The organism is Streptomyces lusitanus (assembly GCF_042647945.1).
Classification (GTDB): Bacteria; Actinomycetota; Actinomycetes; order Streptomycetales; family Streptomycetaceae; genus Streptomyces; species Streptomyces pseudogriseolus.
This window is the reverse complement of the sequence record NZ_JBHRWL010000004.1, coordinates 1-21,864: the sequence shown is the minus strand read 5'-3', so window position 1 is coordinate 21,864 and position 21,864 is coordinate 1. Positions and strand designations below refer to the sequence as shown.

16 protein-coding genes are annotated in these 21,864 nt (G+C 71.7%); 14 read left to right on the top strand and 2 right to left on the bottom strand.

Annotated elements, in window-relative coordinates:
- From ACFOSY_RS06730 to ACFOSY_RS06685, 10 genes are all read left to right on the top strand, one after another.
- Window positions 1–351, top strand: coding sequence for a DUF4233 domain-containing protein (locus tag ACFOSY_RS06730; RefSeq protein WP_394305809.1), 351 nt, complete (start codon window positions 1–3; stop codon window positions 349–351).
- Window positions 352–415: 64 nt separating this feature from the next.
- Complete coding sequence (gene ndk, locus ACFOSY_RS06725) at window positions 416–829, top strand: nucleoside-diphosphate kinase (RefSeq protein ID WP_189406143.1); 414 nt, start codon at window positions 416–418, stop codon at window positions 827–829.
- A 437-nt stretch (window positions 830–1,266) separates the two neighbouring features.
- Window positions 1,267–2,286: a rod shape-determining protein gene (locus ACFOSY_RS06720; protein ID WP_006133575.1), complete on the top strand. Its 1,020-nt coding sequence runs from the start codon at window positions 1,267–1,269 to the stop codon at window positions 2,284–2,286.
- A gap of 167 nt (window positions 2,287–2,453) precedes the next feature.
- Window positions 2,454–3,395 (top strand): rod shape-determining protein MreC, encoded by a 942-nt coding sequence (mreC, locus tag ACFOSY_RS06715; protein WP_225655712.1) that lies wholly within the window; start codon window positions 2,454–2,456, stop codon window positions 3,393–3,395.
- A gap of 13 nt (window positions 3,396–3,408) precedes the next feature.
- The gene (gene mreD / locus ACFOSY_RS06710; RefSeq protein ID WP_394305808.1) at window positions 3,409–4,077 is read left to right on the top strand and encodes a rod shape-determining protein MreD; all 669 of its coding nucleotides are present in this window, start codon (window positions 3,409–3,411) and stop codon (window positions 4,075–4,077) included.
- Window positions 4,078–4,191: 114 nt separating this feature from the next.
- Window positions 4,192–6,522, top strand: coding sequence for a penicillin-binding protein 2 (mrdA, locus tag ACFOSY_RS06705; protein ID WP_394305807.1), 2,331 nt, complete (start codon window positions 4,192–4,194; stop codon window positions 6,520–6,522).
- Window positions 6,519–7,721, top strand: a complete 1,203-nt coding sequence (gene rodA / locus ACFOSY_RS06700; RefSeq protein ID WP_006135402.1) for a rod shape-determining protein RodA — start codon at window positions 6,519–6,521, stop codon at window positions 7,719–7,721. Before mrdA ends, rodA begins: the two co-directional genes overlap by 4 nt.
- A gap of 72 nt (window positions 7,722–7,793) precedes the next feature.
- Window positions 7,794–9,377, top strand: coding sequence for a CYTH and CHAD domain-containing protein (locus ACFOSY_RS06695; protein ID WP_394305806.1), 1,584 nt, complete (start codon window positions 7,794–7,796; stop codon window positions 9,375–9,377).
- Window positions 9,378–9,479: 102 nt separating this feature from the next.
- Window positions 9,480–11,459, top strand: a complete 1,980-nt coding sequence (locus tag ACFOSY_RS06690; RefSeq protein ID WP_394305805.1) for a TIGR03960 family B12-binding radical SAM protein — start codon at window positions 9,480–9,482, stop codon at window positions 11,457–11,459.
- Window positions 11,460–11,567: 108 nt separating this feature from the next.
- Window positions 11,568–11,984 carry a hypothetical protein gene (locus ACFOSY_RS06685; protein WP_394305804.1) on the top strand — a complete coding sequence of 139 codons (417 nt, stop codon included), beginning with the start codon at window positions 11,568–11,570 and terminating at the stop codon, window positions 11,982–11,984.
- Window positions 11,985–12,003: 19 nt separating this feature from the next.
- Here ACFOSY_RS06685 and ACFOSY_RS06680 read toward each other — a convergent pair whose 3' ends face one another.
- Window positions 12,004–13,623 (bottom strand): recombinase family protein, encoded by a 1,620-nt coding sequence (locus ACFOSY_RS06680; protein WP_394305803.1) that lies wholly within the window; start codon window positions 13,621–13,623, stop codon window positions 12,004–12,006.
- Window positions 13,624–13,760: 137 nt separating this feature from the next.
- On the bottom strand, window positions 13,761–14,582 hold the full coding sequence (locus ACFOSY_RS06675) for a hypothetical protein (RefSeq protein WP_394305802.1): 822 nt from the start codon (window positions 14,580–14,582) through the stop codon (window positions 13,761–13,763).
- A 264-nt stretch (window positions 14,583–14,846) separates the two neighbouring features.
- Between ACFOSY_RS06675 and ACFOSY_RS06670 the strand changes: the two genes are divergently transcribed.
- The 4 genes from ACFOSY_RS06670 to ACFOSY_RS06655 form a co-directional block, all read left to right on the top strand.
- Window positions 14,847–15,875, top strand: a complete 1,029-nt coding sequence (locus ACFOSY_RS06670) for a hypothetical protein (RefSeq protein WP_394305801.1) — start codon at window positions 14,847–14,849, stop codon at window positions 15,873–15,875.
- 210 nt (window positions 15,876–16,085) lie between these two features.
- Window positions 16,086–16,874, top strand: a complete 789-nt coding sequence (locus tag ACFOSY_RS06665) for a TIGR03936 family radical SAM-associated protein (protein WP_006135407.1) — start codon at window positions 16,086–16,088, stop codon at window positions 16,872–16,874.
- 261 nt (window positions 16,875–17,135) lie between these two features.
- The gene (locus tag ACFOSY_RS06660; protein WP_394305800.1) at window positions 17,136–21,317 is read left to right on the top strand and encodes an Rne/Rng family ribonuclease; all 4,182 of its coding nucleotides are present in this window, start codon (window positions 17,136–17,138) and stop codon (window positions 21,315–21,317) included.
- A gap of 81 nt (window positions 21,318–21,398) precedes the next feature.
- Window positions 21,399–21,864: phosphocholine cytidylyltransferase family protein (locus ACFOSY_RS06655; protein WP_394305799.1), on the top strand; the 466-nt coding region annotated here is incomplete at its 3' end.

Below are 21,864 nucleotides of genomic sequence, written 5' to 3'. Positions count from 1 at the left end.
TTGCGTACGCTCTGTTCTTCGACGCTGATCGGCGAGTTCTTCGTCATCGGGTTCGCCGGCCTGGTCGCGATGAAGCAGCCCGACCTGTCGACCGGCACGGTGTGGACGGTCTGCGGCATCGCGATGTTCCTGTCCGTGGCGCTGTGCGGGATGGTCGGCCGGCCGGGCGGGGTGGCCCTCGGATGGGCGCTGCAGCTCGCGCTGATCGCCTCCGGCGTGTTCGTCCCGATGATGTTCTTCATGGGCGCGGTCTTCGCGCTGCTGTGGTGGACGTCGGTGCACTTCGGGCGAAAGGTGGACGAGGCGAAGGCCCGTTTCGCCGCACAGGCGCAGCAGGCCGACACTGCGTGACGGACCGTCCGACACGCCCGGTAACCTCGGTGCCCCGCACCGTTTGACCCACAAGGAGCCCTCAGTGAGCCAGCGCACCCTCGTCCTCCTCAAGCCCGACGCCGTCCGTCGTGGCCTGACCGGCGAGATCATCAGCCGCATCGAGCGCAAGGCCGGCTGGACGATCACCGCGCTGGAGCTGCGCACGCTGGACCAGGACACGCTGGAGCAGCACTACGGCGAGCACAAGGGCAAGCCGTTCTACGAGCCGCTCGTGGAGTTCATGGCGTCCGGCCCGGTCGTCGCGATGATCGTCGAGGGCGAGCGGGTCATCGAGGGCCTGCGCCAGCTCGCCGGGCCCACCGACCCGATCGCCGCCGCGCCCGGCTCGATCCGCGGTGACTACGGCGTGATCGTGCGGGAGAACCTGATCCACGCGTCCGACTCGGAGGAGTCCTCCGCACGCGAGATCAAGATCTTCTTCCCGGGCCGCGCCTGAGCGTTTTCCCACGCGCGCGCCGGTCGCTCCCGTGACCGGCGCGCACCCTCCCGGACGGGTCCGGACGGTGACCCGGCGCTGCCGCCCGGACACGCCGTGGCGTCGCCGCGCGCGGGCGTTCCGTCGCGACGAAATCCGCGCATAACGATCACGTCGCGGACCCGCCCCGGGTATTTGTCGTCCCTCGTATGGTCTGAGAGCTTTGCCCTCGGGCCTTTTCTGGCATATGCACGGCGTTCGGGGGAACGGATGCCCCCGTTGGCCCGTCTCCAAAGGCAGGGCGACGCGCCATCTGATGACAATGGCGAAGACCCTCGCACAGTGTGCGCGAAGGCACGTCTACCATGGACGCCATCGCGTCACCGCACCCACCTCGCCGACCTGAAAAGCCCTCAAAAGCTCGTGGGAAGGCCAGACGAATCCTGATGGGGAACTCAATGTCGTTCATCGGCCGTGACATGGCTGTCGACCTCGGGACCGCCAACACGCTGGTGTACGTCAGGGGTCGCGGAATCGTACTCAACGAGCCGTCCGTCGTCGCGATCAACACCAACACCGGTGGCATCCTCGCGGTCGGTGCCGAAGCGAAGAAGATGATCGGACGCACGCCGGGCAACATCGTCGCCGTGCGCCCCCTGAAGGACGGCGTCATCGCCGACTTCGAGATCACCGAGCGGATGCTCCGCTACTTCATCCTGAAGATCCACAAGCGGCGGTATCTGGCTCGCCCGCGGGTCGTCGTCTGCGTGCCCTCCGGCATCACGGGCGTCGAGCGCCGCGCCGTCATCGAGGCGTCGTCCCAGGCCGGCGCCCGCCAGGTGCACATCATCGAGGAGCCCATGGCCGCCGCCATCGGCTCCGGGCTCCCGGTCCACGAGGCCACGGGCAACATGGTGGTGGACATCGGCGGCGGCACCACGGAGGTCGCGGTCATCTCCCTCGGCGGCATCGTCACCGCCCAGTCCATCCGCGTCGCGGGCGACGAGCTGGACAACGCCATCATCCAGCACATCAAGAAGGAGTACTCGCTCCTGCTGGGTGAGCGGACGGCGGAACAGATCAAGATCACGATCGGTTCGGCGTACGACCTCGACACCGACGAGCACACCGAAATCCGCGGCCGGGACCTCGTCTCCGGGCTGCCGAAGACCGTGGTCATCTCCGCCGCCGAGGTGCGCAAGGCGATCGAGGAACCGGTCAACGCCATCGTGGACGCCGTCAAGACGACCCTCGACAAGTGTCCGCCCGAGCTGTCCGGCGACATCATGGACCGCGGCATCGTGCTGACCGGCGGCGGCGCCCTGCTGCGCGGCCTCGACGAGCGGCTGCGCCGGGAGACCGGCATGCCGATCCACATCGCCGAGGACCCCCTGGACAGCGTGGCGCTCGGCTCCGGCAAGTGCGTCGAGGAGTTCGAGGCCCTCCAGCAGGTGCTGGACGCCCAGCCCCGCCGATGACACACCGCCACGACTCCGCCGTACGGGACGTTCCCTCCCGTACGGCGGAGCGCTGGTGTCGAGGGGCGGCGCGGGCGGTGACGCCCCGAAGACCCCTCACGCGAACCCACACCTGAACAGACTTCACCTCATACCCGTTCTCGACGAGGAAGGCACGGCCGCCGCACGTGAGGGACACGAAAGAGAGCCGGCTGCTCCTGGTGCTGCTGATCGCCATCGCGTTCGCGCTGATCACGGTGGACATCCGCGGCGGGGAGGACTCACCGGTCGACGGTGCCCGCCAGGCGGCCGCGTCGGTCTTCGGCCCGATCGAGAACGGCGTGTCCAGCGCGGTCGACCCGATCGGCAACGCCGTCACCGCCGTCCGCGAGTCCGGCGACCGCCACGACCGGCTCGCCGCACTGGAGCGGGAGAACGCCGCCCTCAAGGCCGAACTCGGCAGCGACGACCGCGGCCGCAGCCGGCTCAAGCAGCTCGACAAACTCCTCGGCATCGCCGGCAAGGGCCAGTACGGCATCAAGGGCGCCCAGGTCATCGCCATAGGAGCCGCCCAGGGCTTCTCCTGGACCATCACCATCGACGCCGGCGCCGACGACGGCATCAAGCGCGACATGACCGTCCTCAACGGCGACGGCCTCGTCGGCCGCGTCACCACCGTCGGCCCCGGCACCGCCACCGTCCTCCTCGCCAGCGACCCCGACTTCACCGTCGGCACGCGCATGGAGTCCAGCGACGAACTCGGCTTCGCCTCCGGCCAGGGCGACCGCCCGCTGCGCGTCGAACTCCTCAACGGCAAGGCCGAGATCAAGAAGGGCGACCGGCTCGTCACCTTCGGCTCGCAGGCCGACAAGCCGTTCGTGCCCGGCGTCCCCGTCGGCGTCGTCTCCCGCGTCGACCCCTCCGGCGGCGACCTGACCCGCACCCTGTACGTCACGCCGTTCGTGAACTTCAGCAAGCTGGACGTGGTCGGCGTCGTCGTCCAGGCGCCCAAGAAGGACCCGCGCGACACCGTGCTCCCCAGGAAGCCCGAGCCGACCCCCACGCCGACCGTGACCGTGACCGTCACGCCCTCGGCGCCCGCCGACGGTCCCGACCAGCCAGAGCAGTAGGAGCTGTCACCCCATGCGCGTCAACCGGATCCTGCTCTCCAGCTCGCTGATCGTCGTCGCCCTCGTCGTCCAGGTGAGCGTCCTCGCCCGCCTCCACCTCCCCGGCGCCGTCCCCGACCTGCTGCTGCTCGTCGTCCTCGGACTCGCCCTCGTCTACGGCCACGTCGGCGGCGCCCTCGTCGGCTTCGCCGCCGGCCTCCTCGCCGACCTCGCGCCGCCCGCCGACCACGCCGCCGGCCGCTACGCCCTCGTGCTGTGCGTCATCGGCTACCTCGCCGGACTCGTCAAACCCGAGAGCGGGCAGGTGAAGACGGCGGCCGGACCGATGGTCGTGGTGGTCGCCGCCGCCGTCGGCTCCACCCTCCTCTACGCCGGCGTCGGCGCCCTCGTCGGGGACACCGCGGCCCGTCATGTCGGCCTCAGCGGCCTGCTGTTCACCGCCGCCCTGTACGACCTGCTGCTCGCGCCCTTCGTCGTGCCCGGCGTGATGGCACTGGCGCGGCGCGCCGAGAACGACCCCCTCGCCGAGACGAACTCCGCCAAGGCCGGCGACATCTCCTCCGGCTGGCTGTCCGGCGGCACCGGCCTGCGCATCGGCGGACAGCGAGGCGGCCTGCGGGTCAAGGCGGCCCGCGCCCGCTCGGCCCGCGCCGGACGCATCAAGGGGGTCAAGCGCCTGTGACCTCCCGAAACTTCACCGGTACGAGTGAACGCGGCTGGAACGCGCGTCCACCGGCCGGTCGTTCACCACTCGTCAGCCCACACCCGCACGCGCTCTGAGAGGGGAGGAAGCCGCGTGACCAACATCCCCGAGACCGGCCGCAGCCCCCGGGTCCAGATCCGGCTCGTCGTCATCCAGGTCCTCGTCATCTCCCTCCTCGGCACCCTCGGCGGGCGGCTGTGGTACCTCCAGATCCGCGAGGGCGACCAGTACGCCAAGGAGGCCTCCGGCAACCACGTGCAGCAGGTCGTCCAGCCCGCCGTGCGCGGCTCCATCCTGGACGCCCGCGGCGTGCCCCTCGCGGACAACGAGACGCGGCTCGTCGTCTCCGCCTCCCGCACGGAACTGATGAAGATGGACGACGACGGCAAGGCCGTCCTCACCAAGCTGGCCGGCGTCCTCGGCATGAAGCCCGAGGACGTCATGACCAAGGTCCGGCTGTGCAACGCCGAGACCCCCCAGCCCTGCTGGAACGGCTCGCCCTACCAGCCGATCCCCATCACCGACGAGGCCACCCCCCGCCAGGCCCTCCAGATCCGCGAGCGCGCCGAGGACTTCCCCGGCATCACCGCCGAACCCCAGGCCCTGCGCCGCTACCCCAGCCCCGGCAAGGCCAACACCGCCCAGGTCCTCGGCTACCTCTCCCCGGTCACCGACGAGGAGATCCAGCAGGCCCAGGACACCGACTCGCCCTACCTGCGCTCCGACATGGTCGGCCGCTCGGGTCTCGAGCGGCAGTACGACAAGCAGCTGCGCGGCAAGGCCGGCGTCACCCGCTACGAGGTCGACAAGCTCGGCCGCGTCCTCGGCCAGGCCAAGTCCGACCCCGCCGAGCCCGGCGCCAACCTCGTCACCAGCATCGACTCCCGCGTGCAGCGCATCGCCGAGTACCAGCTCAACGAGGCGATGAAGGAGGCCCGCAAGCAGCACGACCGCAACACCGGGCGCAACTACGAGGCCGACTCCGGCGCCGTCGTCGTCATGGAGGCCAAGACCGGCCGCGTCGTCGCCATGGCCTCCAACCCGACCTACGACCCCAACTCCTGGGTCGGCGGCATCTCCGCCAAGGACTACGCCGCGCTCACCGGCACCAAGTCCAACTACCCGCTGCTCAACCGCGCCATCCAGGGCCAGTCGGCGCCCGGCTCCATCTTCAAGGTGATCCCGACGGCCGCCGCCATCAGGGCCGGCTACTCCTTCGAGGGCCCCTACAACTGCTCCAGCTCGTACTCCATCGGCGGCCAGGTCTTCAAGAACTTCGAGTCGCAGAACCACGGCCCGATCAGCCTCGGCCGGGCGCTCGAGGTCTCCTGCGACACCGTCTTCTACGCCCTCTCCCACGAGGAGTGGAAGCGCGACGGCGGCAACAAGCCGAAGAAGAACGCCCACGACTGGTTCTACAAGACCGCCCACGAGTTCGGCCTCGGCAAGGAGACCGGCATCGACCTGCCCAACGAGGTCACCGGCCGCGTCCCCGACCGCCAGTGGAAGGCCGACTACTGGAAGGCCAACAAGGACGCCTGGTGCAAGTACGGCAAGAAGGGCGGCAGCTACGCCGAGCAGATCGCCTACGAGAACTGCCTCGAAGGCAACCGGCTGCGCGCCGGTGACTCGGTGAACTACTCCATCGGCCAGGGCGACACGCTCGTCACCCCCATCCAGATGGCCACCATCTACGCCGCCATCTCCAACGGCGGCACGCTGTACGACCCCACCGTCGGCAAGGCCGTCATCAGCCCCGACGGCAAGACCGTCACGGAAATCAAACCCAAGGCCCACGGCAAGCTGCCCACGTCGAAGAAGACGCTCAAGCAGATGGACGAAGCCCTCGAGGGAGTCGCCACCCGCGGTACGGCCGCGTGGCGGTTCGGGGGCTGGCCGCAGGACAAGATCCCGATGCACGCCAAGACCGGTACGGCCGAGGTGTACGGCAAGCAGACCACCTCGTGGTTCGCCACCTACACCAAGGACTACGCGATCGTCATGACGATCTCCCAGGGCGGTACCGGCTCCGGCGCCTCGGGCCCCGCCGTGCGCAACATCTACAACGCCCTCTACGGCGTGTCCGAGGACGGCGAGATCGACAACAAGAAGGCGCTGCTGCCCACGCCGCAGAAGACCCTCCCCAAGGTCCGCACGGACGGCACCATCGCCTCGCCGAAGACCGCCAAGGACTTCGCCAAGGAGTTCAACGCCTCGCCGTCCCCGGACGCCGAGGCCACGACCCCGCAGGGCGACGACCCGGCCGACCCGCAGCAGGCGGGCACCACCCCGTCCCCGGAGAACACCAACCGCGACACCCGCCGCAGGCGACGGCGCGGCGGCGGCCCGGGCCGCGGCGGCGGACACCCACGCGGCCGCGCACCCCGGCCGCGCGCGGCACGCCCGGAGAGGACGGCGTCATGACCGGCGGCGTCAACAGCTTCCAGGTCTCCGGGTACGGACCCGAGCGGGCCGGCTGGACCCGGGTGTTCGCCCGCGACGGCCTCGCCCGCCGGATGGACTGGACGATACTGCTCGCGGCGCTCGCCCTGTCCCTGCTCGGCTCGCTCCTGGTCTACTCGGCCACCCGCAACCGCACCGAGCTCAACCAGGGCGACCCGTACTACTTCCTGGTCCGCCACTGGCTCAACACCGGCATCGGCGTCGCCCTGATGATCGGCGCCATCTGGCTCGGCCACCGCGGGCTGCGCACGGCGGTGCCCCTGCTCTACGGCGCCTCGGTGTTCCTGATCCTGCTCGTGCTCACCCCGCTGGGCTCCACGATCAACGGCGCCCACTCCTGGATCCAGCTGCCCGGCGGCTTCTCCCTCCAGCCCTCGGAGTTCGTGAAGATCACGATCATCCTGGGCATGGCGATGCTGCTGGCGGCGAGGGTCGACGCGGGCGACAAGCCCTACCCCGACCACCGCACGGTGCTCCAGGCGCTCGGCCTCGCCGTCGTGCCCATGCTGATCGTGATGCTCATGCCCGACCTCGGGTCGGTCATGGTGATGGTCATCATCGTGCTCGGCGTGCTGCTCGCCTCCGGCGCCTCCAACCGGTGGATCTTCGGCCTGCTCGGCGCGGGCGCGGCCGGCGCGATCGCCGTCTGGCAGCTCGGCATCCTCGACGAGTACCAGATCAACCGCTTCGCCGCGTTCGCCAACCCGGAACTCGACCCGGCCGGCGTCGGCTACAACACCAACCAGGCCCGCATCGCCATCGGCTCCGGCGGACTGACCGGCTCCGGCCTCTTCCAGGGCTCCCAGACCACCGGCCAGTTCGTCCCCGAGCAGCAGACCGACTTCGTCTTCACCGTCGCCGGCGAGGAACTCGGCTTCGTGGGCGGCGCGCTGATCATCGGCCTGCTCGGCGTCATCCTCTGGCGCGCCTGCCGCATCGCCCGCGACACCACCGACCTGTACGGCACGGTCGTCGCGGCGGGCATCGTCTCCTGGTTCGCCTTCCAGACCTTCGAGAACATCGGCATGACCCTCGGCATCATGCCGGTCACCGGTCTGCCCCTGCCGTTCGTGTCCTACGGCGGCTCCTCGATGTTCGCGACCTGGCTCGCGGTGGGCCTGCTGCAATCCATCCGGATGCAACGCCCCATGTCCGCCTGACCCGGTCGTCGTACGTCACCGGTGCGGAGCGGCCCACTGCCGCTTCGCACCCACGGCGACTAGATTCGGTGCATGGCGGACACCAAGCGCGAGATCGAGCGGAAGTACGAGTCCGACGACGCCGCCCTGCCCGACCTGACCCGCGTCCGCGGCGTCGCGTCCGTGCGGGACCGGGGCGTCACCCACCTCGACGCCACCTACCACGACACCGCCGACCTGCGCCTCGCCGCGTCCTCCGTCACCCTGCGCCGCCGCACCGGAGGCGCCGACGCCGGCTGGCACCTCAAGTTCCCCGTCGCCCCCGGCGTGCGCGACGAGATCCGCGCCCCGCTCTCCGACACCCTCCCGGACGAACTCGCCGCCCTGCTCCGCTCCCGCGTCCGCGACCGGGACGTACGGCCCGTGGTCCGGCTGCGCTCCGACCGCGACGTCCGTCACCTCCTCGACGACCAGGACCGGCTGCTCGCCGAGGTGAGCGTCGACACCGTGCACGCCGAACGCCTCACCGGAGCAGGCGGCGAGGCGCGGTGGACCGAGATCGAGGTGGAACTCGCCGACGACGGCGACCCGGACTTCCTCGACAAGGTGGAGAAGCGGCTGAGGAAGGCGGGCGTACGGCCGTCGGCGTCCGCCTCGAAGCTGGCCCGCGCCCTCGCCGAGACCGACCCCCGAACCGAGTCGGCCTCCACATCCTCAGCACAGGAGGGCGTCCCCGGCACACCCCCCGCCACGGCCCCCGAGGCCGCCCCCCGGCACAAGCACCGCCCCCGCCCCGACGGCACCCCCGTCACCGCAGGCGACCACGTCCTCGCCTACGTCCGCGCCCAGCGCGACGCCCTCGTCGAGCTGGACCCCGCCGTACGGCAGGACGTCCCCGACGCCGTGCACCGCATGCGGGTCGCCACCCGCCGCCTGCGCAGCACCTTCCGCAGCTTCCGCAGCGTCCTCGACCGCACCGTCACCGACCCGGTCTCCGCCGACCTGAAGTGGCTCGCCACCGAACTGGGCGCCGACCGCGACCAGGAGGTCCTCGCCGAACGCCTCACCCAGGCCCTCGGCCGCCTCCCCGCCGACCAGGTCGCCGGCCCGGTCGCCGAGCGCCTCGCCGCCTGGTCCGAGGCCCGCCACAGGGGCGCCCACCACCAGCTCCTCGCCGTCCTCGACTCCCGCCGCCACCTCCGCCTGCTCGACACCCTCGACGCCCTGCTCGCCGACCCGCCCCTGCGCAAGAAGGCCGCCGCCCGCCCGGACAAGGTGCTCGCCAAGGCCGTCGCCAAGGACTTCGGCAAGCTCGCCGGGCTCGTGGAGCACGCCCTGGAACTGCCGCCCGGCACGGAACGCGACACCGCGCTGCACGAGGCGCGCAAGAAGACCAAGCGCACCCGGTACGCCGCCGAGACCGCCGCCCCCGCGCTCGGTGGGCCCGCCGAGGAGACGGTCCGCGACATGAAGGCGCTCCAGGGCCTCCTCGGCGACCACCAGGACAGCGTCATGGCCCGCCGCACCCTCCGTGAGCTGGCCGCGGTGGCGCACGCGGCGGGGGAGAGCGACTTCACCTACGGGGTGCTGCACGCCGGCGAGGCGCACCGCGCCCGGGTCGCCGAGGAGGCGCTCCCCGAGGCGTGGCGCTCGATCAGCCGGGAGTTCCCGTTCTGAGCGCCGTACGGGAGAACCCTCGGGGCGGGTTAGTCTGGATGGTCACCCGCCCCTGAGGCACCGGCCCGGGGGAACCGCAGTCACCACACGAAGGTTCGCGAGATGCCTGCCGAAGCCGCCGAGTCTGTGAAATCAGTGTTTCCGCAGCTCGAAGCTCTGCTCCCGCATGTGCAGAAGCCGATCCAGTACGTCGGCGGAGAGCTCAACTCCACGGTCAAGGACTGGGACTCCTGCGACGTCCGCTGGGCGCTCATGTACCCCGACGCCTACGAGGTCGGACTCCCCAACCAGGGCGTCATGATCCTCTACGAGGTCCTCAACGAACAGGACGGCGTCCTGGCCGAGCGCACCTACAGCGTCTGGCCGGACCTCGAGGCGCTGATGCGCGAGCACAGTGTGCCGCAGTTCACCGTCGACAGCCACCGCCCGGTGCGGGCCTTCGACGTGTTCGGCCTCAGCTTCTCCACGGAGCTGGGCTACACGAACATGCTCGCCGCGCTGGACCTGGCCGGCATCCCGCTGGAGGCCCGCGACCGCACGGACGACGACCCGATCGTCATGGCCGGCGGCCACGCGGCGTTCAACCCGGAGCCCATCGCCGACTTCATCGACTGCGCGATCATCGGTGACGGCGAACAGGCCGTGCTGGAGGTCACGCGGATCATCCGCGCCTGGAAGGAGGAGGGCCGCCCCGGCGGACGCGAGGAACTCCTCCTGCGCCTGGCGAAGACCGGCGGCGTGTACGTCCCCGGCTTCTACGACGTCGAGTACCTCCCCGACGGCCGTATCGCCCGCGTCGTGCCGAACCGCAGCGGCGTGCCGTGGCGTGTGTCCAAGCACACCGTCATGGACCTCGACGAGTGGCCCTACCCGAAGCAGCCCCTCGTGCCGCTCGCCGAGACCGTCCACGAGCGCATGTCCGTGGAGATCTTCCGCGGCTGCACCCGCGGCTGCCGCTTCTGCCAGGCCGGCATGATCACGCGCCCGGTGCGCGAGCGGTCCATCACCGGCATCGGCGAGATGGTCGACAAGGGCCTGAAGGCGACCGGCTTCGAAGAGGTCGGCCTGCTCTCCCTGTCCTCCGCCGACCACTCGGAGATCGGCGACATCGCCAAGGGCCTCGCGGACCGCTACGAGGAAGACAAGATCGGCCTCTCGCTGCCCTCCACCCGCGTCGACGCGTTCAACATCGACCTGGCGAACGAGCTGACCCGCAACGGCCGCCGCTCCGGCCTGACCTTCGCGCCCGAGGGCGGCTCGGAGCGCATCCGCAAGGTCATCAACAAGATGGTCTCCGAGGACGACCTGATCCGGACCGTCGCCACCGCCTACGGCAACGGCTGGCGCCAGGTGAAGCTGTACTTCATGTGCGGCCTGCCCACCGAGACCGACGACGACGTCCTCCAGATCGCCGACATGGCCACGCGCGTCATCGCCAAGGGCCGCGAGGTCTCCGGCTCCAACGACATCCGCTGCACGGTCTCCATCGGCGGTTTCGTGCCCAAGCCGCACACCCCGTTCCAGTGGGCGCCGCAGCTGTCCGCCGAGGAGACGGACGAGCGCCTGGCCAAGCTGCGCGACAAGATCCGCGGCGACAAGAAGTACGGCCGCTCCATCGGCTTCCGCTACCACGACGGCAAGCCCGGCATCGTCGAGGGCCTGCTCTCCCGCGGCGACCGCCGCACCGGCGCCGTCATCCGCGCGGTCTACGACGACGGCGGCCGCTTCGACGGCTGGCGCGAGCACTTCTCCTACGACCGCTGGATGCGGTGCGCGGAGAAGGCGCTGGCCCCGTTCGGCGTGGACGTCGACTGGTACACCACCCGCGAGCGCACCTACGAGGAGGTCCTCCCCTGGGACCACCTCGACTCGGGCCTGGACAAGGACTGGCTCTGGGAGGACTGGCAGGACGCCCTCGACGAGACCGAGGTCGAGGACTGCCGCTGGACCCCGTGCTTCGACTGCGGGGTGTGTCCTCAGATGGACACGGCCATACAAATTGGTCCGACCGGGAAGAAGCTACTTCCCCTGACGGTCAAGAACGCGGGTCCGGTGCCGGCCTCGGGCGGTCACACGCACTGAGGCGGGCAAGGCCTCGTCGGACGCTCTCCCGGCTCCCCGCATGCACGCTTTCGGCCATTCCACTTGCCCCGGGCACGATTCGCCCCCGACATCGCCACGATGAGAGACATGGTGACTTCGGGGGCGAGACGTGGCCGGCTCGGCGGTCTGGGGCAATGGTGGGGGATCCTTGCCGGTGCTCTGCTCATTGCCGCATGGATCAACGAAGCAGCGGGGCCGGTGGTGATCGCCGTACTGTCCGCGGCTGTGCTCCTATGGTCCTTCTTCCAGGCTCCTGTGACCTGCGGAGCCCCGGTGCGGGGACGGAACGACGGTTGCCGCAACAATGCGACGGGCCTGCTCATGGGCTGCCATATCCGCCAGCACCGATGGCAGAAGCTCAAGATGCTGATCCTTCGCCGTCAATTTCGGGCGTTCTGTTCCGGCTTGTTCTCGGACGGCAAGGCCACCCTGGTGACGCTGGCGGCGATCGGCAGCTTCCTGTCCGGGCTCGTGGCCTTCATCCCCGGCGTGGCCGTCAGTTGATCAAGCCGATGGCAGCGTCTCAGGACGCTTCGGCGAAGTCGTCCCGTTTCAGCAGCAGGCGACTTCGGACATCATCGGGAATCACCAACGTCAGGTGGACATGCGGGGCGCGGACGCCTTGCACCTTCGTGCGCTTGACCACGCACCTCACTCCTACCCGTAGCAGATCGGTCGCCATGGCCTCCATGCCGCCCTCCTCCCAGTGTTCGCGGAACGTCTTGCCGTTGTGCACTGCGACCCATCGGTCCTGCGTCGAGGCCGGGTCGACGGACTCCAACTGCTTGATCAGGTCGGCCAGCGTTCTCTCGGCCCGCTCCCGCGTGAAAGGCGTCGTCGTGAAGGGGCCTCCGGGCGCGAGGCCGGTCATGTAGTAGCCGATGGACTGCTCAAGGCGCTGCCGCTCGGCGCGGGCTGCAGCGCCCTGACGGTACTCGCGCGTCATGACCGGCTCGTCCCCGAGCACTCTCAGTACCTTCGCCACAAGCTGGGCGTAGATGTCATCAGGATGAGGTGCGCCGGGGCCTCCTGCCTTGCATCTGCCGCAGCGGAGGTACTGGTACGACCGTCCGCTGACCCGGGTCGTTTGCACGGTCATGTTGGAGTCACAGTCGTGACAGATCAGGACGCCCAAGAATTTCGTCGCTCCGCCGGGGCGCCGCGTGGGCTGGTTCTTCGCTCGGCGGTCGAGAGCTGCTTGCAGGGTTCGGAACTCACCCTCGGTGAAGATGGGGTCCGCCACGCGGATCGGTTCGGCGTCGCTGCCGAGAACGACCTTCGAACGACGCACGCCCCCGTTCTTGTCCTCTTCCACCCGGTACCCCATGAGCGCCGGGTTCCTGAGGCGCCGGAGCAAGGTGGAAGCGGTGAGGCCCGGTCCGCAGAGGCCGGCCCGTACAAGGACCTTGACCATGCGCCTGGCCGAGGCGGGCTTGGCCCTCGTGGCGGCGACGCGGCACCAGTGCAGTGCCCGGTACGCGTTCTTGTCGATCACGATGACGGCCCTGCCGTCTCCAGCCCCCGCGGTCTCGTATCCGTACGCAGGCTTGCCCACGAGCCAGTCACTCTGTGTCTTGGCGTACTCCCAGAGGCTGGCGACCCGGGTGCTCGTATTGGCGGCCTCGATCTCGGCGATGCCGCCGACGATGCCCGCCATGGTCTTTCCGGCCGCGGTGGTCAGGTCGATCGAGTCGTGCTTGGAGACCAAGTTCTTCCCGTACTTCAGGCACCAGTCGATCATGGTGCTGAGGTCGGTTAGTCGTCGTACGAAGCGGTCCAGCTTCCAGAAGAGGATCTCGTCGAACTCCGGCGCCCTGTTGTTGAGCCACTCGCCGAGCTCCTTGCGCTTCCACGGTGGCACCTTTGTGGCCGACACATTGAGGTCGCTCGCCACACCCACAACTCGGCAGCCACGGTCCAGCGCCAGCCTGCGGAGGTCGAGTTCCTGTCGGATGGGTGATGTGGTGGCCTCGGTGAGGACGGACAGCCGCACGGACAACAAAGCCCGTGGTGCGTCGTCGGGGAGGGCGGCCTCTGCCCTCCTCAGTTCTTCCAGGAGGGCTACGTCGGCCCTGCTCCACTCGGTCTGGACGTCATACCGCCTTCGATCGGTCGCACTCCGGCCCCTGATTCGTCTCCCCATGACGTCGACGCTAGCGAGTAGTGCCGTTTTCCAGACATGAGTTCAGATAAGCACCCACGAAAGTGTGGCGCGCGCGTGAACGGAGCGGCGGCCCCCCGACCAGGGGGCCGCCGCTCCGTGGTGTGCGGGGGTGGGGCCTACGGCACCTGGCGGCCGCCGTACGGGCGGACGCGGTGGCGGGGGCTGACCGTGCGGCGGGGTGGGCGGGTGAGGGTGATCTGGCGGACCAGCTGCTGGAAGCAGGCCAGGGCGGCGACGCCCGGGAGGGCCGCTGCCGCCGTGTCGGTGACGGTGCGGGGCGCCTGGGCCACGCACAGCAGGACCGCGACGGAGGAGAAGAGCAGGACGACGAACCAGGAGTGCAGGGCGCGCCGTTGGTGCAGGGCGGCGCGGAGGATGGAGAAGGAGCCGGCCAGCCAGGGGCCGTACACCAGGATGGGCCACCAGGACGAGGAGTCGCCGCTGCTGTGCGCGGTGGTGACGAGGAGCAGGGGCTCGTAGGTGACGACGCCGCTGAAGACGCTCACCATCGACACGGTGACCGCCGCCATCGCGGCGATGGCGTAGCTGGCGACGCGCAGGGCGTCGGGGCGCGGGCGCGGGGGCTTGCGGTGGGCGCGCGGTGCGGAGCGCAGGGGCGGCAGGCTGGCCGTGATCTCCTGGAGGTTGCCCATGGGGCTGCCGGCCGGGGGAGCGGTGACCGAGGTCTCCTCGCGTGGCGGGGGGACCGTGGGGGCGTACTCCTCGCGCGGTGGCGGCACGGTGGGGGCGGCGTACTCCTCGGCGCGGGCCTCCTGGAGGAGGTAGGCCAGTTCCTCGGCGGGGTCCCAGGGCGGCACGGCGGGGTCGACGGGCTCCGCGTAGACGGCTCCGGCCCGGTGCCGGCCGGTTCCCGTTTCGTAGTACGGGTCCGTCGCGTCGGCGTTGTGCCAGAGCGGGTCGTAGCGTTCATCATTCATGTCAAAATTGATTCATAGGGCCGGCGGAAGCACTCAACAGCCGTCGTGTGCAGTGCAGTTGGAGCGGACCTGACCTGCTTGCCTTCATACAGCGACTAACGGCGGCACTTTCACTTGGATGCGCGGCGAATGAGTGAACGGCCGTAGGGACAATGGGTTTGTCAAAGGCTCCGAATTTCCTTTTTTCGATGGGCCTTTCAGCATATGAAGAACCCGGAGGCGCTTGTTCGCATCCGTGGGGGCGTCCTGTGCGTCCTTGCCGGTATGGATCTGGAAAAGGGGTCGCGGGAGGAGCCGGGCGGTGAGGGGCGCCTCGTCGTCGCGCTCCGCATGCCGGTGCGGATCGTGGTGCTCGTGCTGGTGGTGCCGGTGCGGATGGTGTGGGACGCGCTGGTGGTCGCGGGGCGGTTCCTCGGCGACCGGGTGTTCCGTCCGGTGGGGCGTGCGCTGCTGTGGGTGGGGCGCGCGGTGCTGGTGTGGCCGTTCGTGGCGCTGTGGCGCTGGGTGCTGGTGCCGCTCTGGCGCTGGGTGCTCGTGCCGTTCGGGACGGCGCTGCGGTGGCTGGGCACGGTGCTGGTCGTCGTCCCGGCCGGGGCGCTGTACCGGTGGGTGCTGACGCCCCTCGGCCATGCGGCGGTGTGGTTCTACGCGCGCGTGCTGACACCGCTGGGGCACGGGCTCGCCGTGTGCGCCGCCGCCGTGCGGGACGCGCTGCTCTGGCTGGGGCGCGGGCTGTTCGTCGTGCCCGCGGTGTGGCTGTACCGGTGGGTGCTGACGCCGGTCGGGCACGCGCTGCTGTGGTGCGGCAGGGGGCTGGCGTGGCTGGGCTCGCTGCTGGTCACCGGGATCGGCACGGCCCTGTACTGGACGGTCCGCGTCCTGGTGGTGCTGCCCGCGTACGCCGTGTGGCGCTGGGTGCTGTCCCCGGTCGGCAGGGTGCTCGCGGCTGTCGCGCGGGAGGTCGGGGCCGCGTTCGGGCACGCCTGGCGGATCGCCGGGTACGTCTCGCTCGCCGTGGGCCGGGCCCTGGCCGCCGTCTTCCGGTGGACGGTCGTGGAGCCGGCCCGCTGGGTGTACCGGACGGTGCTCACCCCCGTCGGTCACGCCGTCCGTGCCGCGGTGCTCAGGCCCGTCGCCCAGGCCGCCCGGAGTGTGGGGCGCGTCACACGCGACGCGCTGCGTTCCGTGCGCGTGACCGCGCGCCAGGTCCGCCGGGACGTCCGGCGGGTTCTCGGCATGCCCGCGGGCCCGCCGGGTATCGGTACGCGGGAGAAACGTCCCGTCGGACGGTGACCCGGGCGTGCGGTACGGCCGCCCGGGAACTGCCGTCCCCGCGTGCACGTACCCTGAACAGGGACACGGCCCTGGTGCCCGACCGGGCCGCCGGGGTCGCACCCGTACGGCCGTACCCTGGAAGGGAAGGCGCCTGACGGCGCCCCCTTGCGACAAGGAGAAGATCCACTGGGCAAGCGACAGCCCGAAGGCCCGCCGCCCGCACCCGCGGTGCAGCGCATCCGACTGCGCTACACCAAGCGCGGCCGCCTCCGGTTCACCAGCCACCGTGACTTCCAGCGTGCCTTCGAGCGCGCGCTGCGCCGCGCCGAGGTGCCCATGGCGTACTCGGCCGGTTTCACGCCGCACCCGAAGGTGTCGTACGCCAATGCCGCACCCACCGGCACCGGCAGCGAGGCCGAGTACCTGGAGATCGCGCTCACCGAGCCGCGGGACCCCGAGCGGCTGAGGGCCCTGCTGGACGAGTCGATGCCCGCCGGGCTCGACATCGTCGAGGCCGTCGAGGCCCGCACCTCCGGGCTCGCCGACCGGCTCACGGCCTCCGTGTGGGAGCTGCGGCTGGACGGTGTCGCCCCCGAGGACGCCCGCCGCGCGGTGGACGCCTTCGAGGCGGCCGGGACCGTCGAGGTCCAGCGCCGCATGAAGAACGGCATCCGTACCTTCGACGCCCGCTCCGCGGTCGTCGCCCTCGAAACCGTCGAGGACGCGGCCGGGACGGACTCCTCGCCGGCTGATAGGCCGACCGACCGGCCCTGTGCGATACTGCGGCTGGTTGTTCGGCACGTGACGCCTGCCGTACGACCCGACGACGTCCTGTCCGGTCTCCGCGCCGTGGCCGACCTGGCGCCGCCGGTCCCCGTAGCGGTGACCAGGCTGGCGCAGGGGCTGTTCGATGAAGAGACCGGCACGGTGACCGACCCGCTCGCGCCCGACCGCGAGGCAGCAGCGACCGAGCCGCACACGGCCGCCGCCACTGCCGCCGCGACGGCGCCGGCGTAAGGAAGGTCCCGCGTAGGGACGGACGTCGTAAGCGCCGCCCTCGAACTCGGGAGCCACCTGGGTCGGGCAGCGCACCGACCAGAAGACTTTCGCCAGGCCGTACGCATTCGGCGTACGGAACCGGCGAGACAGGACACAGAGAGCTTCCGAGCGGCGCCCGCGCCCCGGACGGCGGCCACCGCGCACCGCGCGGGCCGCGGACGTCACCGGCATCGCCGGACCAGGCGCGGCGCCCGGGAGCCTGACGGGAGAAACGCCCGCATGCTCGAACCGACCGAGCCCATCGAGGGCTCCGAACCGAACACCCCCAGCGACACCCTGCCGCCGCGCAGGCGACGCAGGGCCGCGTCCCGCCCGGCGGGCCCGCCCGCCGCTGCTGAGGGCAGCACGGCGGAGACCGTCACGCCGGCCATACCGGCCACGGAGACGCCCGCCGAGGCGGCGGAGACGTCCCAGCCTGCCGAGGGCACGACCGACGCCCCGCAGGAGACCGAGGCCCCCGCGCCCCGGCGTCGCCGTGCGGTCCGCCGCGCGGCCGCGCCCGCCGGAGCGCCGGCGTCCGCGGAGGCCGCCGAGACCGTCGTACCGGCGGCGCAGACCGCGTCCGAGTCCGCCGCCCCGGCGCCCGAGCCGGTCGCCGACGTGACGGAGGACGCCGCTCCGCGCCGCACCCGGCGCCGTGCCACGCGCAGCGTGACCGCCCCGGCCGCCGAGACCCCGGCCGCCGCCGAGACCGCCGCGGCCCCCGAGACCCAGGCCGAGCCGGTCGCCGACGTGACGGAGGACGCCGCTCCGCGCCGCACCCGTCGTCGCGCGACGCGCAGCGTGACCGCCCCGGCGGCCGAGACGCCCACCGAGCCCAAGGCGGAGGAGCCCGCGGCCGAGGAGCCCGCTCCGGCCGCCGCCGAGGCGACTTCCGAGGCGACCCCCGAGCCCGCCGCCGACGCCGCCGGCACGACGGAGGAAGCAGCCCCGCGCCGCACCCGTCGCCGTGCCTCGCGGCGCGCGTCCGCGCCCGCCGGCGCTCCCGCCGCGGAGGCGACGGCCGAGGCCGTCGCGGCCGGGCGCGACGACGAGACCGAGCAGGCCGCCCCGACCGCCGAGGAGGCCCCGGTGACGGAGAACGACACGCAGGACGAGACCCCCGCCGAGACGCCCGCCGCGCAGACCCCCGAGGCCCCCGCCGAGGACGCCGGCCCGCGCCGCCGCCGGCGCGCCGTCCGCAAGGCCGCCGCCGGGTTCGCCGAGCCGGCGCGCCCCGCCCGCGCCGCCGGGGACGAGGACAAGGAGGGCGCCCCGCGCCGTCCCGCGCGTCCCGCCGTCGCCGTGTTCCAGCCGCCGGTGTTCACCGAGCCCCGCTTCCAGACCCCCGAGCGGGCCGCCGCCGAGGCCGCCGCCGGACTCACCGAGGCCCCGGAGCCGGAGGAGGGAACCGAGGAGCTCCCGGAGGAGCAGCCCGCCGCCTCCCGCCGCCGTCGCCGCCGCAAGGGCGCCTCCGACGAGACCGAGGCCACCGCCCCGGCCGCCGTCGAGGAGACCCCCGAGGCCGACGCCGAGGACGCCCCGGAGCAGACCGAGGACCGGACCGACGGCGCCGACGACACCGACGAGGGCGACGACCACGACGACACCGACGACACCGAGGCGTCCGGTTCGCGCCGCCGCCGTCGCCGTGGCGGCCGTCGTCGCCGGCGCGGCGAGTCCGCCGACGCCGACGGCGCCGAGCAGCAGGACGGCGAGGACACCGCCGAGCAGTCCGCCCAGGACGCCGAGGACACCGCCGAGCGGTCCGACGAGGACGCCGACGAGCGCGAGCGCGAGGAGCGCGAGGACAACGGCGGCTCCAGCAGCAGCCGTCGCCGCCGTCGCCGTCGCCGCCGCGCCGGGGACAGCGGCGGGGAGCCCGAGGCGTCCGCCGACGACCCCGAGCGCACCGTCGTCAAGGTCCGCGAGCCCCGGCCGAAGGCCGAGCCGTCCGACGAGGTGCAGTCCATCAAGGGCTCCACCCGCCTGGAGGCCAAGAAGCAGCGCCGCCGCGAGGGCCGCGAGCAGGGCCGCCGCCGCGTCCCGATCATCACCGAGGCCGAGTTCCTGGCCCGCCGCGAGGCCGTCGAGCGCGTCATGGTGGTCCGCCAGCACGGCGACCGCACGCAGATCGGCGTCCTCGAGGACGGCGTGCTCGTCGAGCACTACGTCAACAAGGAGCAGGCCACCTCGTACGTCGGCAACGTGTACCTGGGCAAGGTGCAGAACGTGCTGCCGTCGATGGAGGCCGCCTTCATCGACATCGGCAAGGGCCGCAACGCCGTGCTCTACGCCGGCGAGGTCAACTTCGAGGCGCTCGGCATGTCCGGCGGGCCGCGCCGCATCGAGTCCGCGCTGAAGTCCGGGCAGCCGGTGCTGGTCCAGGTCACCAAGGACCCGATCGGCCACAAGGGCGCCCGCCTCACCAGCCAGGTCTCGCTGCCCGGCCGTTACCTGGTCTACGTGCCCGAGGGTTCGATGACCGGCATCAGCCGCAAGCTGCCCGACACCGAGCGGTCCCGGCTGAAGACGATCCTGAAGAAGATCGTCCCCGAGGACGCGGGCGTCATCGTGCGCACCGCTGCCGAGGGCGCGAGCGAGGACGAGCTGCGCCGCGACGTCGAGCGGCTCCAGGCGCAGTGGGAGGAGATCAAGAAGAAGTCCAAGAACGGCGGCACCGCTCCGACGCTGCTGTACGGCGAGCCGGACATGACCGTCCGCGTCGTCCGGGACATCTTCAACGAGGACTTCTCCAAGGTCGTCGTCAGCGGCGACGAGGCCTGGGAGACCATCCACGGGTACGTCTCCCACGTCGCGCCCGACCTGGCCGAGCGGCTGTCCCGGTGGACCAGCGAGGTCGACGTCTTCGCCACGTACCGGATCGACGAGCAGCTCGCCAAGGCGCTGGACCGCAAGGTCTGGCTGCCCAGCGGCGGTTCGCTGGTGATCGACCGGACCGAGGCGATGGTCGTCATCGACGTCAACACCGGCAAGTTCACCGGTCAGGGCGGCAACCTCGAGGAGACGGTCACCAGGAACAACCTGGAGGCGGCCGAGGAGATCGTGCGCCAGCTGCGGCTGCGCGACCTCGGCGGCATCATCGTCATCGACTTCATCGACATGGTGCTGGAGTCCAACCGGGACCTGGTGCTGCGCCGCCTGCTGGAGTGCCTGGGCCGGGACCGCACCAAGCACCAGGTCGCCGAGGTGACCTCGCTGGGCCTGGTCCAGATGACCCGCAAGCGGGTCGGCCAGGGCCTGCTGGAGTCGTTCTCCGAGACCTGCGTCCACTGCAACGGCCGCGGTGTCATCGTCCACCTCGACCAGCCGTCCTCCGCGGGCGGCGGCAAGCGCCGCAAGCGGGCCCGGGCCGGCGCGGCGGACCAGCCGCACGAGCACGAGGCCGCCGTGGCGGAGACGCCGGAGCAGGAGGCCGAGGCCGAGTCGGAGACGCCGGCCGAGGTCGCCGCCGAGGTGGCCGAGCCGGCCGCGCTGCCGGCGCCCGAGTTCACCCCGGACGAGGAGCTGTACAGCAGCGCCGCCGAGGCGGAGGCCGCGGCCTCCCGTGGCCGTACGCGCCGCCGGGCGAGCCGCCGGGCGTCCGCGCCCGCGGGCTCCCCGGGGCGTGAGAGCGCACGGGGCGGCCGCAGGCAGGCCGAGGAGCGTGCCGAGGAGGCGCCCGCCGCCGAGGAGACGCCGGCCGTCCCCACGGCGCAGGACGTGACGGCCGCCGAGGAGGCGGAGCGTCCCGTGCAGCCCGAGACGGCCGCCGAGGCGCTGGCCGAGCCGGCCGCCGCCGAGGACGTCGTGGTGCCGCCGGCCGCCGAGGAGGCCGCTCCGCAGGGCCGTACCCGCCGCCGGGCCACCCGCAAGGTGTCCGCGCCGGCCGGTTCCCCGGCGGGCGCCGAGGCCGCGGTGGTGACCGTCGCCGAGCCCGCGAAGACGGAGGAGGCGCCGAAGGCCGAGGAGACCCCGGCCGAGGAGGCCGCTCCGGAGCCCGCGCCCGAGGCACAGGCCCCGGCGCGTCCGCGCCGTCGCGCGGTGCGCAAGCCGAGCACCTCGACCGCGTCCGAGGACACGGCCGTCGTGGTCCTGCCGTCCGCCCCGGCGGACGAGCGGAAGCCCGCCGAGGCCGAGGCCGTCGAGGCGTCGGAGCCCGCCGCCGAGCCGGTGGAGGGCGCCGAGGAGGCCGCTCCGGCCAAGAAGGCCGCCCGCAAGACGGCCAAGAAGGCCACGGCGAAGAAGGCCGCCACGAAGAAGACGACGACGGCCAAGAAGACCGCCGCCAAGAAGACGACGACGGCGGCGAAGAAGACCGCGGCCAAGAAGTCGACGGCGAAGAAGGCCACGACGAAGAAGACGGCGGCGGCCGAGCAGCAGGCGCCGTCCTCCGTCACGGCGGCGGCCGACGAGAGCTGACCTGCGTCTACGCTGTGTGGTCCTGTCCCTCGCGGGGCAGGGCCACACGCTTTTTCATGTCCCGTGAGGAGAACGACCGCGATGATAGGCCTCGTGCTCGCGGCCGGCGCCGGCCGGCGTCTGCGCCCGTACACCGACACGCTGCCCAAGGCCCTGGTGCCGGTGGGCGCGGAGGGCGACCCGGAGGCCGCGACGGTCCTGGACCTGACGCTCGGCAACTTCGCGGAGATCGGGCTGACGGAGGTGGGTGTCGTGGTCGGCTACCGCAAGGAGGCCGTGTACGCGCGCAAGGAGGCGCTGGAGGCGAAGTACGGGCTGAAGCTCACCCTCATCGACAACGACAAGGCGGAGGAGTGGAACAACGCCTACTCGCTGTGGTGCGCGCGGGACGCCCTGAAGGACGGGGTGATCCTCGCCAACGGCGACACGGTGCACCCGGTGTCGGTGGAGCGGACGCTGCTGGACGCGCGCGGTGACGGCGGGAAGATCATCCTCGCGCTGGACACGGTGAAGAAGCTCGCCGACGAGGAGATGAAGGTCGTCGTCG

What these genes read in the sequence shown, in the direction of transcription:
- ACFOSY_RS06670 (WP_394305801.1), top strand. Translation starts at nt 14,847, where the DNA reads ATGGATCTGGAAAAGGGGTCGCGGGAGGAGCCGGGCGGTGAGGGGCGC.
- rodA (WP_006135402.1), top strand. Translation starts at nt 6,519, where the DNA reads ATGACCGGCGGCGTCAACAGCTTCCAGGTCTCCGGGTACGGACCCGAG.
- ACFOSY_RS06680 (WP_394305803.1), bottom strand. Translation starts at nt 13,623, where the DNA reads ATGGGGAGACGAATCAGGGGCCGGAGTGCGACCGATCGAAGGCGGTAT.
- ACFOSY_RS06675 (WP_394305802.1), bottom strand. Translation starts at nt 14,582, where the DNA reads ATGAATGATGAACGCTACGACCCGCTCTGGCACAACGCCGACGCGACG.
- mreD (WP_394305808.1), top strand. Translation starts at nt 3,409, where the DNA reads ATGCGCGTCAACCGGATCCTGCTCTCCAGCTCGCTGATCGTCGTCGCC.
- ACFOSY_RS06685 (WP_394305804.1), top strand. Translation starts at nt 11,568, where the DNA reads ATGGTGACTTCGGGGGCGAGACGTGGCCGGCTCGGCGGTCTGGGGCAA.
- ACFOSY_RS06690 (WP_394305805.1), top strand. Translation starts at nt 9,480, where the DNA reads ATGCCTGCCGAAGCCGCCGAGTCTGTGAAATCAGTGTTTCCGCAGCTC.
- ACFOSY_RS06695 (WP_394305806.1), top strand. Translation starts at nt 7,794, where the DNA reads ATGGCGGACACCAAGCGCGAGATCGAGCGGAAGTACGAGTCCGACGAC.
- ACFOSY_RS06660 (WP_394305800.1), top strand. Translation starts at nt 17,136, where the DNA reads ATGCTCGAACCGACCGAGCCCATCGAGGGCTCCGAACCGAACACCCCC.
- ACFOSY_RS06720 (WP_006133575.1), top strand. Translation starts at nt 1,267, where the DNA reads ATGTCGTTCATCGGCCGTGACATGGCTGTCGACCTCGGGACCGCCAAC.